Source organism: Coxiella endosymbiont of Ornithodoros maritimus (assembly GCF_907164965.1).
GTDB lineage: Bacteria > Pseudomonadota > Gammaproteobacteria > Coxiellales > Coxiellaceae > Coxiella.
Genome location: NZ_CAJRAM010000074.1, coordinates 1 through 16,400, shown reverse-complemented (window position 1 = coordinate 16,400; position 16,400 = coordinate 1). Strand labels below are relative to the sequence as shown.

Below are 16,400 nucleotides of genomic sequence, written 5' to 3'. Positions count from 1 at the left end.
CCCATGAACCCGATACCAATGGTTCGCGCCTCCACACGCTTCTATCAACCACACAAGCCACCTTAAGGCCTTGCCACAGTGGACACATATTGAGCGCCTAACCCCTCTCGTGTGGATCACCTTACCCCACTCATCAATCCCACACAGTTGAAAAACCCCTTTTGCAATAAATACCAACACCAAGTATTTTAATATCTTTCATGGCCCTGCTCCTTTTTTTAAAAATAGAAACTCTATGTTGGCGCATTATAACGCCCTCTTTAAGGAGGGGCACTTTTCATTAGGTTACTTAGCCACTGGGCCCGCAAGGTGGTATAGAAAACCTACACTTCTAATCGCACCCTCTTGTTACAAAAATCAAGTTAATTTTTTGTTAGCCAGCTTCCTAACTTCCAGATCAAAATGGAGCCCTTCTCGATCCACTTCGTCCTGAAGTGCTAATCGAACAAATTGTTCTTCTAGGTAATCCAGTCTCTTTGCTAATTTCGCCGCTTTTTTTAAACTCAAGCCTCTGCGATTATGTTCAAAGTCACAAAGATATTGGCGCAACAGCCCCAGCCGTTTTGCAAAAGTAGCTTGAGTCTCTTCTTCACATTCGCGAATAGACCACAACAAATTACCCAACGTTAATTTTTCGCTTGAGATTTTTTCTAATAAAGTAAGACTGTTTTCAGACGGCTTAATATTCATTTACCTCCACGATTTTAGCTATATGCACAAGACCACTGGTATCAATAAGCTAAATACCCGATACGCTTTATTCAATCTGATTGAACGTTAGCCTTGCCTTTTTCCTTATTAAAGGTTCGTCATAAAAGCCAGACAGCTTTTGAACTTCCGTAAATCCTGTATGCTTAACAAAATCTATCCACTTAAGGACAATATAAGCGGGCAAAGTTTGAAGCTGTCTTTCTGCCTGCTTGGTAATAGCAACCTCATAAGTTTTCATTCCCTTCACCTTCCCCAAACGTACCCCTTGTAAGTGGTACGCCAAGTAATTCAGTCCGCCAATACCTCCTTAAAAATTAGAACACGGATTGCTAAATTTCAAGGATACGAAGAACTGCATATCTTTCCAGAATCTAAGCCGGATTTAGAACTGCTAAGATAGTCGCTATACTCGGACCGAGGCAATGTGGCAAGACTACCTTAGCTTGGCACTACTTTAAAAGTCATGGTAGTCGAAGTGAGAATTATTTTGTTTGGAACACCCCACTGACCTTTTGCGCTTAAGCGACCCTTTATTGGCTTTAGAAAATCTACAAGGGCTAGCCGTTATCGATGAAATCCAACGTGTCCCCGATTTATTTCCGATTTTAAAGATGTTAGTGGATCAAGAAAATAGCGAGCGCCGTTATTTAATTCTGGGTAGTGCTTCTCGGAAATTAATCCAACAAAGTTCTGAATCATTGGCGGGCCGTATTCATTATATTGAATTAACTCCTTTTTCTTACGAGGAAAGTGATGCTGATCTTAATAAGCTTTGGGTGCGAGGCGGCTTCCCACGTTCCTACTTAGCTAAAAATGAAAAAGAAAGTTTTCGGTGGCGACTTGATTATATAAGGAGGTTTTTAGAACAAGATATCCCTAATCTAGGCATCACTATTCCCGTTGAAAATTCGCGCCGATTTTGGATGATGCTAGCCCATTATCATGGCCAATTATTTAATGCTTCCGAAATTAGAAACTCATTAAATCTTTCTTATCATACCGCCCAGCATTATTTAGACATTTTAACGGGCACCTTTATCGTGAGGCAATTGGTGCCCTGACACGCCAATATTGGAAAGCGACAGGTAAAATTAAAAAAGCTTTATTTTCGAGATTCTGGGGTTTTGCATGCACTAATGCACCTCATTGACCGGTCTGCCTTATTAGTTAATCCTAAAATTGGCGCCTCCTGGGAAGGATTTGCATTGGAGTCAGTGATTCGCCATCTTAATGTGGATGCTCAAGATTGTTATTTTTGGGCAACACACGGTAAGGTCGAATTAGATTTATTAATCGCAAAGGGAACTGAGCGAATAGGGTTTGAATTTAAATATTCAAAAACCCCCGCATTAACCAAATCAATGCAAATAGCTATGGATGATTTATCGTTGAAAAATTTAACAGTCATTTATCCGGGCGATAAAAAAGTTAGATTGACAAAAGATATTATTTGCCTTGGGTTGAAAGATTTTTTAACTTGATGGATTATCTATCGTTCTAACGAATTAACGCTCCTTTCTATTCAACCTTTCCTAACAAATCGAAGCTTTCTTGTAAGGTGGGTTGAGCGGGAAGGGGAAGTTTGAAGTGTTGATACGTTAGTTCGGTGGCGATGCGCCCGCGCGGGGTGCGAAGGATAAAACCTTCCTGAATTAAATAGGGTTCGATGACATCTTCAATGGTGCCGCGTTCTTCACTAATAGCGGCTGCAAGACTTTCAATACCTGCCGGTCCGCCCTGAAATTTTTTAATGATGATCTCTAATAATTTTCGATCCATAACGTCCAAACCACGGATATCCACATTTAATAAATCCAACGCTTTTTTGGCGATTGATTCATTAATCATTCCGTTTGCGCGCACTTCAGCGAAATCACGAACGCGGCGAAGAAGACGATTGGCGATACGCGGTGTGCCGCGAGATCGGTGGGCGATTTCACCCGCACCGTTTTCATCAATAACGACATTCAAAATATGCGCGGCTCGTTTGACGATGTGAGTAAGATCTGGAATGGGATAAAACTCCAATCGTTGCACAATCCCAAACCGATCACGCAAAGGCGATGTTAATAAGCCGGCGCGAGTGGTAGCGCCAACTAAGGTAAACGGCGGCAAATCCAATTTAATTGAACGCGCCGAAGGGCCTTCGCCGATAATAATGTCTAACTTAAAATCTTCAAGCGCCGGATAGAGCACTTCTTCAATGGCGGGATTTATACGATGAATTTCATCAATAAATAAAACATCATACGGCTCTAAATTCGTCAGCAATGCCGCTAAATCACCGGCTTTTTCCAATACGGGCCCCGACGTTTGCTTCAATCCCGCCTGCATTTCGTGCGCAATAATGTGGGCTAACGTCGTTTTACCCAATCCAGGAGGCCCGAAAATTAATACATGGTCCAAAGCTTCACGGCGGTTGGTCGCTGCACGAATAAAAATATCCATTTGCTCACGAACTGCCGCTTGTCCAATATAATCAGAAAGCCGTTTTGGCCGGATGGAGCCTTCAAGGTCCGGTTCGTTGGACTGCGCTGTAGCATCAATGAGACGGGTTTCTGTTTTTTCATCCATTTGAAAACTCCTCAGTGGATTATGGAGAGCCGAGTCGTGATTTCATTCGCAACATTTTAACATCATTTCTCGAAGGGACCACCAGATCCGGCATCCATAAACCCGGACCTTAATTGCTATTTCGGGAAGAGGGGTCTTTTTGTTTTTCTTCTAGGTCTGTAACCCTATAGGTAGAAAAAATGAGCTGGGATTAGGAGAATTTCTTTCAGAAGGCGAAAGTGAAGAGACCTCTATATCGTATCGTCTAGGCGTACGTGTATCTCAAGGAACTCTGTTCGTTCTTCTAATTTGTGAAGCTGCTCCTGAGCCGCATAAACAAGGTGTTGTTCAGAACTTTTATGCTCGATAGGCGCAGACTCTTTTTCTTCCTTTCAATTTCCGGCCTCTTGCTGGGTGATTTCGAGTTCAATCGCCCCCCCTCATCTGAAATGACCCGCTTGAGTAATTCAGACAATTTTTTTAACGTGGCAACTTTTTCTTCGCCGGTGGTTTCCGATTAAATTGTATTTTTTAATTGTTGAGTACCAAAAGGGCGTAATAGCATTGAGTAGAGGCATCATTTTTATCCGCTTCCAGTCTAATTCTATTACTGGAGCGCTCTTGGTCTTTGCTTTTTCCTCGGCAGGTGGAGAAATTTCTGATGAGAGGAAACCTCTTGAAGTACTTCATTGTGCCGTTGCGTTAATTGATCGAGGTAGAAAGGGGATTTGTTATATATAACGGCTGTATAGCTTTCATAAAGTTGTTGTTGTAATTCAAGGGAAATTTTATTATTTGTTCATTGTTGAATGATTCGGCGGACGTTTTTGCCTTGGATTTTTGGTATGGTCCTCTTGCTTTAAATTCGCGGCTTAAATAATGTATGTTTTCATCAGAGATAGAAGAAGGTGTGATTTCGATAAACTCGGCAATTTTAAGTTCGCCTAAGCCCGAATTTAGTGTTGCTTTTTCTATTCTTTTAATCACTTCATCTTTGATTTTTAAGTTTTTCTCTAGTTTTAATTGAATTTTGAGCTTTTTTAATACGTTTATTTCGCCTTGAGTTACTTTGTGTTCTTTTTCAGAAGAGCTCGGTAGATATAGGCTGAGATATTTTCCTTTAATTTTTGAATAATTTCATCAACTATATCGAGATTCACTAACTCGCCATGGCGTCGGGCTGCTGTATTAATGAGATCTTTAGGATCATAAAACGATTTGACGGATTACTAATCTGGAAAGTACGTTGGGGCAGTTGGTAAGCAGTTTCTTAAAAAACAACGTAGGCTTCTCTGTTGATTTTATCGAAATTTCCTATACTATTTTGGATAGGGGTAGGTTCAAAAGCTGCCTAAGGCGAATCTTTCGACTCATCACAAGATCGTCAGAAAGATCATCAATATTGAGTGTTTCTCCCATGAAAATAATGGAAAGTGAGATGGATTGATTGAGTTCTTTTAACTCTTGTAGAATAGCTGAAAGACCATCTAAAGAGTGGTTCCACAAAGGATCCGCTGCATATTCCTCAAAAGGCCAAATTTCCAACTTAATTTTTTGAGTTCGGTCCATAGTGCCCATAATTGAAAGAACCAAGTTTTCTTTGTTTCGGATTCTTTTCGAAGCTCCAATTCTGATAAAAAGGAAATGGGGCATATTACTGTCTCAGAAAGCTTAAGTCCCTCCGGGAATTGCATGCTCCAGTTTCGTGAAAATTTTAAGCTGGTAATAGGCATATTTTTTACTCTTAGGTTATTTTAAATATTCTCTATTGTATCCGGCTGACCTTAAAATTTTATTAGCAGTATATTCATGAAAATTGTCGTTGGATAAAATTAAGTGCCTAACACCATTTGTTTTAACGCCAACCGAATCAACGTTTCCGCTGAAAGGTCTGGTTTTTGGATTGCGTCGACGGCGCGTTTGGCTTCTTTGGGTTTGTAACCGAGGGCCATTAAGGCGCTGATGGCGTCTTTGGTCGGTTGGGTATTGGATGAGCGTGGTCCTTCTGGTAAAGGCGTATCGTTGGTGTGCCAGCGGTTTAATCCGTCTTTTGTTTCGATGACTAAGAGTTCGGCGGTTTTTCGCCCCACGCCGGGGATGCGTACGAGTTGGTCGATGTTTTGATTCAGAACGCAGTGGACAAATTCGTCTGGTCCGATGCCTGATAAAATAGCTAAAGCCAGTTTCGGTCCAACTCCGTTGACTTTGATCAGGGCGCGAAAAAGTCGCCGCTCGTGGTCGTTAAGAAAGCCATACAGCGTGTGAGCATCTTCGCGAACGATCAAATGAGTATGAAGCAGAATTTCTTCTTGGGGCTCCGGTAAGTTGTAAAAAGTTGACAAAGGAGCGGTGATTTCGTAACCGACGCCGGCGACTTCTAACAACAAATAAGGGGGTTGTTTTTTTACAATGATTCCCCGCAAATGGCCGATCATGTTGGTGTTCCTTTGGCTTGCGTTAATTTTTCGGACAGACGACTACTGGTTGCATGACATAACGCAACCGCTAAAGCGTCTGCGGCGTCTGGCAGTGGTGCTTTTTCTAATTGTAACAGTAAGTGGACCATGTGTTGAACTTGGGCTTTGGTAGCGGCGCCGTAACCGACGACCGCTTGTTTAATTTGGCGAGCGCTGTATTCGGCGACGGGCAAAGCGCAAGCTGCTGTTGCGACGAGGGCAGCACCGCGTGCTTGTCCAAGTTTTAAAGCAGATTGGTGATTCTGAAAGGTGAACACTTGTTCGATAGCGGCTTCGTAGGGGCGGTGAATTAGAATAACGTCGCGTAATTCTCGTTCGATTTTATGGAGGCGGAAATTCAAAGAATCATTGTCGGTTTTGATCTGACCAAAGGCAATGCAACCTTGCTTTGAGCCTTGTGACCAGATGATACCATAGCCGGTTATCCGAGACCCGGGGTCAATACCAATAATGATTCGTCTTGGGTTGTCCATTTTTTTGTAGCCCCAGGGCTGTCCAAGTTTCATAGGGGGATATGGCGTAGTCAGAGCGTTAGCTCCCTTCCCGCGAGCTGTCTTCTAAAGATTAAGCCATAAGCGAATAGCGTGATTGATTAACTCCGTTTCAGACTTTGCTAAAGAACCAATTTTCTCGCGAATTTTTGTTTTTTGGATAGCTGACATCTTGTCAATCATAATTTGCGATAGTTTTTTTATTCCATTTTGTTTATTAGGCTCAAGCGTAATGCGAAATAAGGAAGCGTCGATGCAAGCAGAAGTAATGGGGCAAATAACCACACTCCCATGAGTTGGATTAAATAGATCGGATTGAATAATAAGTGCTGGTCGGGGTTTCCCATAGTCTTTATTAACCACACAAATAACAATATTGCCTCGCTTCATTAATCTTCCCAATCACGTAAATCGAGATTATTTTCCCAATCTCGTTCTTCATTGCTGTAACCTTGGCTCGCCATAATAGACTGTCGTCGTGCCTCTTTAACCAAAAAACGATCGTCAACCTTGCCAAGATAATCTTGCAAAGCTTGGACAATAATCCAATTTTTACCTCTATGAAGCACTGAAGCCGCTCGGTCAAGTTGATCTTTTAACGCAGGCGGCAGTCGAATGCTGGTGATCATTGATCTTGCCATATATTAAAATTCCTCGATTGCAATACAGAGTATTGCAAATACGTCGCGATTCGTCAACCCAAATCCGCGTTAGAATAAATATTTTGAACGTCGTCTAAATCTTCTAACATCTCGGTCAAGCGTAGCATTCGTTCGGCATTGTCTTTATCCAATTTCACTTCCATTGAAGCAAGCAGGGTGATTTCAGCATGAGCAGGTGAGAGATCGGCAGCTTTCATCGCTTGATGTACAGCGTCGAAATGTTCCGGTGTTGTGGTGAGATCGATGCTGCCATCATCATTGGCCGTGACATCTTCGGCACCCGCATCCAATGCAAGCTCCATGATTTTTTCCTCATCGCTGTCGGGCAGGAAAGTGATCAGGCCGCGTTGTTTGAAAAGATAAGCGACAGAACCTTCTGTGCTCAAGTTGCCACCGCATTTGCTAAACGCATGACGCACGTCGGACACGGTGCGGTTCTTGTTATCAGTTAAACAGTCCAGCATCACGGCCACGCCACCAGGTCCATAACCTTCGTAGCGGACTTCCACTAAATTATCGCCAGCCCCGCTGCCCGCACCGCGTTTAATTGCGCGTGTAATGGTGTCTTTTGGCATGTTGGCGGCGAAAGCTTTGTCGACGGCGCCACGTAGACGCGGGTTGGAATCGATATACTCTCCGCCAAGGCGCGCCGCTACGGTAATTTCACGAATTAATTTGGTGAATACTTTGCCACGCTTGGCATCTTGGCGTGCTTTAATGTGTTTAATGTTCGCCCATTTGCTGTGTCCGGCCATTGTGGTACCTATTTTTATTTCCGATGCTTACTTACCTTCAATCCCAACGTCTCCAACTGGAGAGTTTCAACCTGCGCGGGCGCATTAGTTAAGGGGCATTGCGCTGTTTGTGTTTTGGGGAAAGCAATCACATCACGGATGGAAGAAGCGCCGGTCATAATGGCGACTAGCCGATCCAGTCCGAAGGCAATACCGCCGAGCGGTGGACTGCCAAATTGCAGCGCCGTTAACAAGTGGCCAAATTGCGCTTCAGCCATTTCTTTTGAAATGCCGAGTACCTTCAAAACAGCGTATTGCATACCAATATCATTAATACGAATCGACCCCCCGCCAATTTCGCTGCCGTTTAATACCATGTCATAAGCGCGAGACAAAGCATCCCCTGGGTTGGCTATTACTTTTTCAGGGTCGGTCTCTTGCAAAGCGGTAAAGGGATGATGCAGCGCCTGCCAATCGCCAACATCTTCGCGGTCAAACATCGGGAAATCTACTACCCATACCGGTTTCCATTGCCCTTCATACAAATTGAGATCGGCACAGAGACGATCACGGAGCGCTCCCAACGATTCGTTGACAATTTTTGCCTTATCGGCCCCAAAAAATAAAATATCGCCACTTTGCGCTTTCGTGCGTTTGAGTATTGCAACGATCACGTTTTCGGGTAAGAATTTTAAAATCGGCGAATGCAATCCCTCCATCCCATTATCAATATTTTCGACCTTAATATAAGCAAGGCCTTTCGCGCCATAAATTCCAAGAAATTGAGTATAATCATCGATCGTCTTTCGGCTTAATGCAGCGCCCTTCGGAAACCGCAGAACCGCAATGCGGCCATGCGGATTATTAGCGGGTTCTTTGAAGACTTTAAATTCAACCGACTTCATTAAATCAGTGACGTCCACTAGCGTTAGTGGGTTGCGAAGATCGGGACGGTCAGTACCATAGGTTTTTATTGCTTCGGCATAAGTGATTCGAGAAAACGGGTCGGGTAATTGCACATTTAAAAAAGTGGAAAACAAATGACGGATCATGGTTTCTATTAATTGCTGAATATCTTTCTCTTCGACAAAGGACATTTCCAAGTCGAGTTGAGTAAATTCAGGCTGGCGATCAGCGCGTAAATCTTCATCGCGAAAACAGCGCACAATTTGATAATAACGGTCAAAACCAGCCGCCATGAGGATTTCTTTAAAAATTTGCGGCGATTGCGGTAAAGCAAAAAATTGGCCAGGATGAGTGCGGCTGGGAACCAAATAATCGCGTGCGCCTTCGGGCGTGGACTTCGTTAACATGGGTGTTTCAATATCGAGGAACCCGCGTTCGTCCAAAAAGCGACGTATTTCGCGAATTATATAAGATCTCATTTTAAGACGCTGAGCCACCTCCGGACGCCGCAAATCCAAATAACGAAACTTGAGACGCACTTCTTCGCTAACTTCTTGATATTCATCGATCTTGAAAGGCAACGGTTTCGATTTATTTAGAAGCGTAATATCAAAGGCCGCTATTTCTACTTCACCTGAGGGGATACGAGGATTGACGGTCCCGTCGGGACGCTTGCGCACCTTCCCAGTCACTTTGATAACGTATTCATTTCGCAAGCTTTCGGTAACCTTAAAAACAGTCGACTCCGTTGGATTACAGACGACTTGAACGAAATCTTGCCTATCGCGTAAGTCAATGAAAATTAAACCGCCATGGTCTCGCCGTCGGTGGACCCAACCACAGAGCGTAATGGTTTGACCAATTAATGAAGAATCGACTTTATCAGCGTAATGTGTGCGCATACCTTTCTCGATGAGTGAGAAATAGCTTTGAATAGTAACGAGAGTTGTTGAGCGGATCAAGTGAGGGTTTTTCCAGGGTATCAGATTTCGTTAATAATTCGGCAGTATACTTTTAATCCTTGGCAATCCAATAGTAGAAAAAAGAGAAATAAATGAGTAGAGATTCTCGAGAAATGAACGATATAAATAAGACTTTTTCTTTCCTTTTAGAATGGAGACGGGAGAGTTAACAAAAATGTGAAGGGGAGAAGTTTAAAGCCTTTGCTAAGCTTAAAAGCGTCGAAATATGTTTTGAATTTGTTCGCTGGTTAAGGAACGTTTGCATCGATTTTCCTGGTCGATTGCCGATTGAAGTGATTGCCCTCCGGTATTTTGATTTTTTAGGCGTTTTTATTCAGCGCCTGAAGAAAAGAATCAGGAAGAAAAAACGATGGTTGGGCCGGAAGGACTCTTAGCTACTAAAGAAATCCAAACCATGATGGAGTATTCGATAGATTTTGTTAAAGATGGAAAATCGGATAAAACCCCTATTCCTCTTCCAAGACTTATTTTGATGAATCTGAAAGAGGAGGAAATAAAAAATATTATTGATCGAATCAATAATAAATACCCGATAATTTTGGATTCCACGGTGTTGAATGCTGTTGTTTCGTCGGACAACCGTTATTCTTATCCGCTTATTTTGTTTTCCTGACTTCGAGAGTACGGTGATTAACGGACGAAGATATTAAACAGCGGCCGCAGCTTGATCCAGAATATATTTTGTCTCTAATGTTAAATCATTTAACTTCCGATATGAATTTATCTGGAAATACCCATTGATGGGGACAGTGCGTCTAGAAATATTCCTTTCTGAAAAGATGATTCGAAAAGTAGCCCATCGAATCAAAGAGTGTCCCCTTCAAAATGAAAAATTATAGCGTATGGTGGAATTTATCGGGATGGGTAAAAACCTAAATTTGCCTCTGATTTTTAATAAAAAAGAAACTGAGAACATTTATTTAGCGCTTTTATTTAACTCTTTGGGAAATTTATACCGTGCCGAAATAGATCGAAAGAAAGAGGTGTCTGAAAATATAATAAATAACGTAAAGGGAGGTGGCCACTTATGGAAAAGGTATAGTTTTCTTCTTGAGGAAATTAAGGGGATGATAAAAGCTTTGTTTGGATTTATCCAAGAAAATTTGGTAGAACTCGAAAAAACAACCGTAGATGACGGCGATTGCAAAAACTTACTTTACCCTATCTACACCCTTATTGCTCTGGTCTCTTTTTTTCTGGAAAGCCGAAGACCGGTGGTTTAAAAAAATTATCAGTGCGTTTTTTAAAACGCGCTTTGATGTGGAAGATCGCGAGTGTTTTTTCCTATCTTCTGTCAATATGATTTAAATGCACCCGAGCGGAGAATTTATACAGAAAGCTTAGCGAAATTTTTAGATTTTATTTTTATTTTACTAGGAGCAGACGAAAATAAATTTCCTACGATTTTCTTATAAAACAGTGTGAATATTTTATCAATTGTGGCGAGACTAACATCGCGCGACGTCTTTTTGAGGTTGTTATAAAACAATTCTACGCCGCTCAAGGAAAATCGTCTGACCTTGAGGAAAAAGAAGAGTTAGGTAGTCAAAAATTTTATTACAACTAGTATGAGCGCTTTTACAATCATTGTGTTGAAATGGCTTTTAGAGAAGGGCCTCCTCGAACTGCCATTTTGGAGGTGATTAAACAGGGAGGGCCGTCTTCGGATGTGACCGCAACTTGGTCAACTACCGATGGACTTAATCAAAATCCGAAATTTATGTAATGGCTCGGCGAGTGGATACAGATTTCCAGACGCGGAAATGAAAAAAATGGCTGTTAGAATCATTTAATAAAATCACCAAAATTAAGTTAAATAAGGAAGGTAGAATTCAGGGGAAAGATTCTTAGGGATTCCATCTTTTTATAGATAATGCATCGCAAACGCTATTCACACAAATCAGTAAAATTTAAGGGGTAAGTATGTTCTCTAATGATTTGTACCCCTATTTCGACCCTAAACAAAAGCGGATTTGGATTTATTCTAACGAGAATAACTTACCGAAACCGAAGAAAAAATCCAACTTGTGCCTGAAACCATTCAGAAATCTGAGAAAATAGTTGAATGTCAAGCTAACCCACTATCCGTTTTTATTATTATGTTTTTATTATTATTATAAGTCCTACGCTACTAGCGCCTAAAATTAAAAAAGGTCTAAGGAAAAATTCATCAAAAAGACTCTCTAAAAAAACACAGAGTCGTATGGCATGGGAGAAGGTTCAGAAACGAAAGCAAGAAGAAAAAGCTAAATCTAAGAATAAAATAAACAAATAAACAAATAAACAAATAAACAAATAAAACCTATGTCCTCGACCCTAAATAAGAAAGAAAAAAGAGTGGACCAATCACTAGTACTCCGTCAAAAAGTTTTTCCGATGAAAAAATGACCAAACTGCTTTCCTAAATGAAGATCTTTTAGCGATTCCAAAAGAATATGAAACGCAAGGAGATGATAGCTCGGAGGATGAAAAGGGAGAGACCGCTCTTTCGTAAATACCTTCAAAGAAGAACGAAAATTCACGGAGAACGTCCATAACTTTATTTTGGGGAGATAATTAAGAACCAAACTTTAGAAGCACAAGGTAGTCAGCAACGAATTTTACCATGTTAATCAAATAGCTTGTGATATAGGATCCCTTGGATTAAGAAAATATACGGCAAAAGCCACACTAAAATAAAGATGAAAATCCCCGCGCCCAATAATCACGCATAGGGGTGGATCATGCTGCCGACAATCAAGGCAATGGTTGCAACGATGAAAAAACGTGAATAATGAGAATAAGCATAAACACTTTAAACCAATACGGTTTAACCAGACGGAAAGAAGCGATCAATCCGACCCACGGGGTGTTGTTTTTATCAACGATCAAAGGGATGGTGAGAATAGTAAACAGATACACGAAAATCGCCACGATACTTCCGAGAATATTAACCACACCCCATAATGACCTACAGCGGTCGCGATAGGCGGCAAATGGACGATATAATTCACAATAGTGGCGAAAAAGTGATCAGTAGCATTCCCAGCATTACCGGGAGGGTTTTACGAAAATGCTGATAGCCGCTGCGAGGGCTTGACCGCTTCGCCCCGGGCCCGGCTAATGGCTGTCATCACCGTCCCGGTAAAGAAGGGGCAATCACAATGCTTTAAACGGAGAGCATTTCTGGATCAATGTGGAACAGACGGACGATTATTTGAGTAATTAAAGAGGTGATGCCGATGAAAATAGCAATGGCCCAAATCGACCATTTGCTTCCACTGACTAAATCCTAGGCCTCGTAAAGGAGATCGCTAATAGCAACACGATGATTCGATTGAGGTGAGCTTTCCATGGTACTTCCCTTTTTGGATAGGGCAATTCTTGGCAATGACTTTATTGTAGCAGATAGGACTGCGTCATTTTTACCGCCATAGTTTTCATCGAGAAGAAGGGGCTTCGTTAAAAAGCAGGTAGATAAGACCGAATTTGGCTTCCCGGAAGATATTAACTATTTGATTTTTATTTATTTTTTCTAGCGTCTTCGTTTTCGCCGGTAGTGATACCATATCCGGCGAAGGCTGAAAAAAGAGTTATTATCCCAACAATAAATAATAAAACAATTGTCGAAAGCATCAATCTGGACCTCCTTTATACAATCCAAAGAACATGAATATTAAACCGGTAATCAAAATCCCTCCAAATGATAACATGACGATCAGATGTCGTGTCTGTCCAGTGGCTAATGAAGCCACCCGCAACGCTTGCTGTGATTAAATTAACCCCTAATTTTCTAGAATCTTTTTTAAACAGGCTCGATATAGATGATAGAGTACTTTTTTCATTGCTCGATGATAGGCTTTTTTCATTTTGAGGTAATACAGGGTTTAGAAAAAGCTAGCGCACCGGCGATTTGGTTGTTGGGGTTACTACCCAAAGCGAGATGATCATCCTGAAAGCTTCTTCAATCGTGACCGGGAGGTCGATGACATTTTTTTCGGGGTGATCATAAGAAAACCCGAGGTCGGATTAGGGGTGGTGGACACAAATACCGCTAAGGCGTCGTCTTCGAAGGGAGGCTTTGGAAATTATTGGAAGTCACAAAAGCAATACTCCTAAATCCTTTGCGGGGATATTCAATAAGAACAACCTTACGAAACGATTCCTTGGGGTTGAAAAGGCATAGGTAACTTGTTTAACAGCGGTATAGATGCTACGCACAAGAGGGATACGAGCGGGGATGCGTTCCCACCAACCGATTAGGTAACAGCCCACAAAATTGGTAACCAAAAGACCGGTCAGAAAAATAATGATGATTGTGAAAACTAATCCCACGCCGGGTATTTTATGACCAAACAGTTGTTCGAGTCGATAGTGATACGGCAGCAGTTTCAGCGTCCCATCGAGAAGATCAACAAGAAAGCGAATAACAATAAACGTCACCCAAATCGGCAGCCAAACGAGCAGACCAGCGATAAGGTAACGCCGGATAAAATATCTATCTTTAGTTTTTATTCGCTTTCTTGGTCTTTCGTGGCGACCTCTTTTTTATTTCCCTTACTTTTTCAGGCTTCGAAGTCGTCTCGGGTTTCGGTTTATTACCTTTATCACGAAAATCCGTTAAATACCACCCGGTGCCCTGCAATTTGAAACCAGCCGGAGAGATGAGACGTTTCAAGGCAGGCTCACGACAGGTCGGGCAGTCAGTCGCTGGCGAGTCATTAATTTTTTGAATAGCCTCCGTTTGCTGGCCGCATTTTTCGCATTGATATTCGTAAATTGGCATTGGACTAATCCTCTATGGATAAAAAGAGCAATCTCATTTTAGTTATTTTTAACGATGATGCTAGCATGAACTCACCTTTTTTTCATATGGTTACCTGCAAGTCCAGCGATTTGCATTTTAAATTTGGTGATCCCGCCGCGTAGGCGGGAGTCCAGGTGCACCTTTAGCGCGCAGCGCACGTAGTGCGCTGCGTCTGCGGCTGCGTGAGCGATAGATTGGATAACTCTAAACAGTAAGATAATTAATAGGCTCTTCATTAGAAACGACCGCTTCTTCATGAGAGTCACGAGAGGACGGGTACGAGAAAATAGAAAGAGATAAATAGCCCTTAATTTGATTGACCGTCTCTGCCGTTTTAGTGAGGAAGTCTTTAGCTTGCCTGTGAAGCCACCCAAATAGCTCAAACTGGCCCCAACGGCAAAAATGGCTGCAACGGGTTGTAAGGGACAGCATTAGGACTCTGCTGGGTGACGTGCGTGAGAAAAGATAACATGGAAGTAAAAATACCCAGCCCTTGTTGGCAACTTTCGAGCGTATTGGCAGCAATAACGGCTACCCAGATCTTAAAATGCTGCTGAGTAGGGCTCCTTGAGTCTAATGGGAGATTCTCAAGGCGAGATGTGGGGTTAGTTTCTTGATTTTGACCTCGTCTACATAGCCATTGAAAAAATGGATGACCTTTTTGCGAAACCCACTGGCTACATTCTGATTTCGTAAATAACAATCGATGTCTGTGATTATTTGCGTGAAGATTAGGGTGACGGTGGACGCAGCCGTTAAAAAATAAGCCACCAGCAGTTTCCATCCACTTAAAGGAGGAGGGCTGAGTGCATTAAAGTCATGTTTACAGGCCGTTGAAATTCGGCAGGTTATTTTTAATATTTGATCAATAGCACCTTTTTGCAAAAAGAAAAAAATAGAAGCGGTGTGAGTACAAAATGCCAGCAAATTATGCGGAGTTGTCAAGCAGATCTTTAATATTTCAGAAATCGATGATTTTCCCAGCTTTACTCGCAAATAAAGTTCCGGCCACCATTTTTCTCCCCTTTTGAATTTACGTTCCCGGGTAATTGAGAGTTTAGAAAGAGCAATGGTGGTGGCGAAAACCTGCATAGGAATATAACGAGGTAAAGACATGTCTTCTTCCCCGCCAATAAGTTTCTGCAGAACGTGATTCACCGATAAAACATAGCTCATAAAAGGTAGAATAGCTTGTAGGTGTCTGAAAATTATTGCCCTTGGCCACACACCCCCCCGAGCATACCTTCCATGTGGGAATGAATGTCGATGAATACATGAGTGAGATTTGTATTTTCTGGTTGTTTTTTCCAATACAATAATAGATTCGTTGTTGTTGCGTTTGAAGGTCATTATTACAAGCCTCTAACTCATCTTAAGTTATAAATGCAAGCTTATGGTTAGGGTATTCCCTATTAACAAGGGTTTTTAAAGTTTTACGTAACTCATTAATGTCAGTGATTTCTTTTTTAAAATCTTCTTTTAATTGATCATCATTAAAATAAAATCAAATTTCTTTGCTTTGATTAACTTCCTCTTGCAATCTAATTTCAAAGTTAAAAATATAGAGGCAATCACTAAGAAATTGGTTAATTCTTGGGTGGGGACTGTGGCTTTTCTTCGTGACGTGAGGAGATACGGTTGAAATAAAAGAACCTGTTGTACCGAGCGCGAACATTAAAATGGCAACGCCTTCAATAACCGGATTCTCTAATTCAATTAATTTCAAAAATTGTATAAGGAAAAATATGTTACTAAAAAGCGATTGGATCAAAGAAGCGGGCAGGGATAGTTTCCTTAAAAAACTGTAAAAGTGATTAAGAGGTAGCAACCTTACGACTCTCGATGAGAGGAGTAGTTTCAATAAATTCTAATCCCGGAATAGGCAACAAAATTTCTGAATCGCTGTTTCTATCGGAAGACATAAAATACCTCTTTTATTTTTGGTTTCGGGGTCATTATAGAGATTAATTATTAAGGAATTCTTAAAATAAATAATTACTGCTTCACACTCTCCGTACACGAAGGAAAGCGATGAATTTATCTTCTGAGCAGGCGGAATTAATGGAAAGGTTTGTTTTAATTGAAGCAATTGATTAT

Annotated in this window: 15 protein-coding genes and 7 pseudogenes; 4 read left to right on the top strand and 18 right to left on the bottom strand. The window is 41.5% G+C overall.

From position 1 onward, the window contains the following. From OWO34_RS07080 to OWO34_RS07070, 3 genes and pseudogenes are all read right to left on the bottom strand, one after another. Positions 1-202 (bottom strand): annotated as a pseudogene (locus OWO34_RS07080) (IS110 family transposase); the annotation flags it as partial. A 155-nt stretch (positions 203-357) separates the two neighbouring features. Further along, entirely contained in the window at positions 358-690 is a 333-nt protein-coding gene (locus tag OWO34_RS07075; RefSeq protein ID WP_267257036.1) for a helix-turn-helix domain-containing protein, read from the bottom strand. A gap of 67 nt (positions 691-757) precedes the next feature. Continuing rightward, positions 758-949 (bottom strand): hypothetical protein, encoded by a 192-nt coding sequence (locus OWO34_RS07070; protein ID WP_267257035.1) that lies wholly within the window; start codon positions 947-949, stop codon positions 758-760. Between the two features lie 158 nt (positions 950-1,107). Here OWO34_RS07070 and OWO34_RS09880 point away from each other — a divergent pair, with 158 nt between their 5' ends. Both OWO34_RS09880 and OWO34_RS09875 read left to right on the top strand, forming a co-directional pair. Further along, the gene (locus OWO34_RS09880; protein WP_407647529.1) at positions 1,108-1,233 is read left to right on the top strand and encodes an AAA family ATPase; all 126 of its coding nucleotides are present in this window, start codon (positions 1,108-1,110) and stop codon (positions 1,231-1,233) included. After that, positions 1,203-2,192 (top strand): annotated as a pseudogene (locus OWO34_RS09875) (ATP-binding protein). The gene OWO34_RS09880 and the pseudogene OWO34_RS09875 overlap by 31 nt, the downstream one beginning before the upstream one ends. Positions 2,193-2,229: 37 nt before the next feature. Here OWO34_RS09875 and ruvB read toward each other — a convergent pair. The 9 genes from ruvB to aspS form a co-directional block, all read right to left on the bottom strand. After that, positions 2,230-3,285, bottom strand: a complete 1,056-nt coding sequence (gene ruvB / locus OWO34_RS07055) for a Holliday junction branch migration DNA helicase RuvB (protein ID WP_267257033.1) — start codon at positions 3,283-3,285, stop codon at positions 2,230-2,232. Between the two features lie 681 nt (positions 3,286-3,966). Beyond that, positions 3,967-4,251, bottom strand: coding sequence for a hypothetical protein (locus OWO34_RS09560; RefSeq protein WP_323808277.1), 285 nt, complete (start codon positions 4,249-4,251; stop codon positions 3,967-3,969). A gap of 327 nt (positions 4,252-4,578) precedes the next feature. Further along, on the bottom strand, positions 4,579-4,809 hold the full coding sequence (locus OWO34_RS09555) for a hypothetical protein (protein ID WP_323808276.1): 231 nt from the start codon (positions 4,807-4,809) through the stop codon (positions 4,579-4,581). Between the two features lie 287 nt (positions 4,810-5,096). Next, positions 5,097-5,699, bottom strand: coding sequence for a Holliday junction branch migration protein RuvA (gene ruvA / locus OWO34_RS07045; RefSeq protein WP_267257032.1), 603 nt, complete (start codon positions 5,697-5,699; stop codon positions 5,097-5,099). Then, positions 5,696-6,214 (bottom strand): crossover junction endodeoxyribonuclease RuvC, encoded by a 519-nt coding sequence (gene ruvC / locus OWO34_RS07040; protein WP_267257031.1) that lies wholly within the window; start codon positions 6,212-6,214, stop codon positions 5,696-5,698. The genes ruvA and ruvC overlap by 4 nt, the downstream gene beginning before the upstream one ends. Before the next feature lie 84 nt (positions 6,215-6,298). Further along, positions 6,299-6,622, bottom strand: a complete 324-nt coding sequence (locus tag OWO34_RS07035) for a type II toxin-antitoxin system PemK/MazF family toxin (RefSeq protein ID WP_267257030.1) — start codon at positions 6,620-6,622, stop codon at positions 6,299-6,301. Further along, a complete protein-coding gene (locus OWO34_RS07030) occupies positions 6,622-6,861 on the bottom strand; it encodes a CopG family ribbon-helix-helix protein (protein ID WP_267257029.1) in 240 nt (79 codons plus the stop codon). Before OWO34_RS07030 ends, OWO34_RS07035 begins: the two co-directional genes overlap by 1 nt. 65 nt (positions 6,862-6,926) lie before the next feature. Continuing rightward, on the bottom strand, positions 6,927-7,649 hold the full coding sequence (locus OWO34_RS07025) for a YebC/PmpR family DNA-binding transcriptional regulator (RefSeq protein WP_267257028.1): 723 nt from the start codon (positions 7,647-7,649) through the stop codon (positions 6,927-6,929). 14 nt (positions 7,650-7,663) lie between these two features. Then, positions 7,664-9,496, bottom strand: a complete 1,833-nt coding sequence (gene aspS, locus OWO34_RS07020) for an aspartate--tRNA ligase (protein ID WP_267257027.1) — start codon at positions 9,494-9,496, stop codon at positions 7,664-7,666. Positions 9,497-9,866: 370 nt separating this feature from the next. On the opposite strand from aspS, the gene OWO34_RS07015 reads away from it, so the two are divergent. Continuing rightward, a complete protein-coding gene (locus OWO34_RS07015; RefSeq protein ID WP_267257026.1) occupies positions 9,867-10,130 on the top strand; it encodes a hypothetical protein in 264 nt (87 codons plus the stop codon). Positions 10,131-10,359: 229 nt separating this feature from the next. Continuing rightward, positions 10,360-10,740, top strand: coding sequence for a hypothetical protein (locus OWO34_RS07010; RefSeq protein ID WP_267257025.1), 381 nt, complete (start codon positions 10,360-10,362; stop codon positions 10,738-10,740). 1,385 nt (positions 10,741-12,125) lie between these two features. Here OWO34_RS07010 and OWO34_RS07005 read toward each other — a convergent pair. The 6 genes and pseudogenes from OWO34_RS07005 to OWO34_RS06980 form a co-directional block, all read right to left on the bottom strand. After that, a pseudogene (locus OWO34_RS07005) lies at positions 12,126-12,878 on the bottom strand (hypothetical protein). Positions 12,879-12,958: 80 nt separating this feature from the next. Beyond that, positions 12,959-13,065 (bottom strand): annotated as a pseudogene (locus OWO34_RS07000) (hypothetical protein). A 66-nt stretch (positions 13,066-13,131) separates the two neighbouring features. Next, positions 13,132-13,209, bottom strand: a complete 78-nt coding sequence (locus OWO34_RS06995; protein ID WP_267257037.1) for a hypothetical protein — start codon at positions 13,207-13,209, stop codon at positions 13,132-13,134. A 184-nt stretch (positions 13,210-13,393) separates the two neighbouring features. Then, positions 13,394-14,011 (bottom strand): annotated as a pseudogene (locus tag OWO34_RS06990) (DUF502 domain-containing protein). Next, positions 14,008-14,282: pseudogene (locus tag OWO34_RS06985) on the bottom strand (FmdB family zinc ribbon protein). Before OWO34_RS06985 ends, OWO34_RS06990 begins: the two co-directional pseudogenes overlap by 4 nt. Positions 14,283-14,507: 225 nt before the next feature. After that, positions 14,508-16,225, bottom strand: a pseudogene (locus OWO34_RS06980) (Dot/Icm T4SS effector CoxCC11). Between the last annotated feature and the right edge of the window lie 175 nt (positions 16,226-16,400).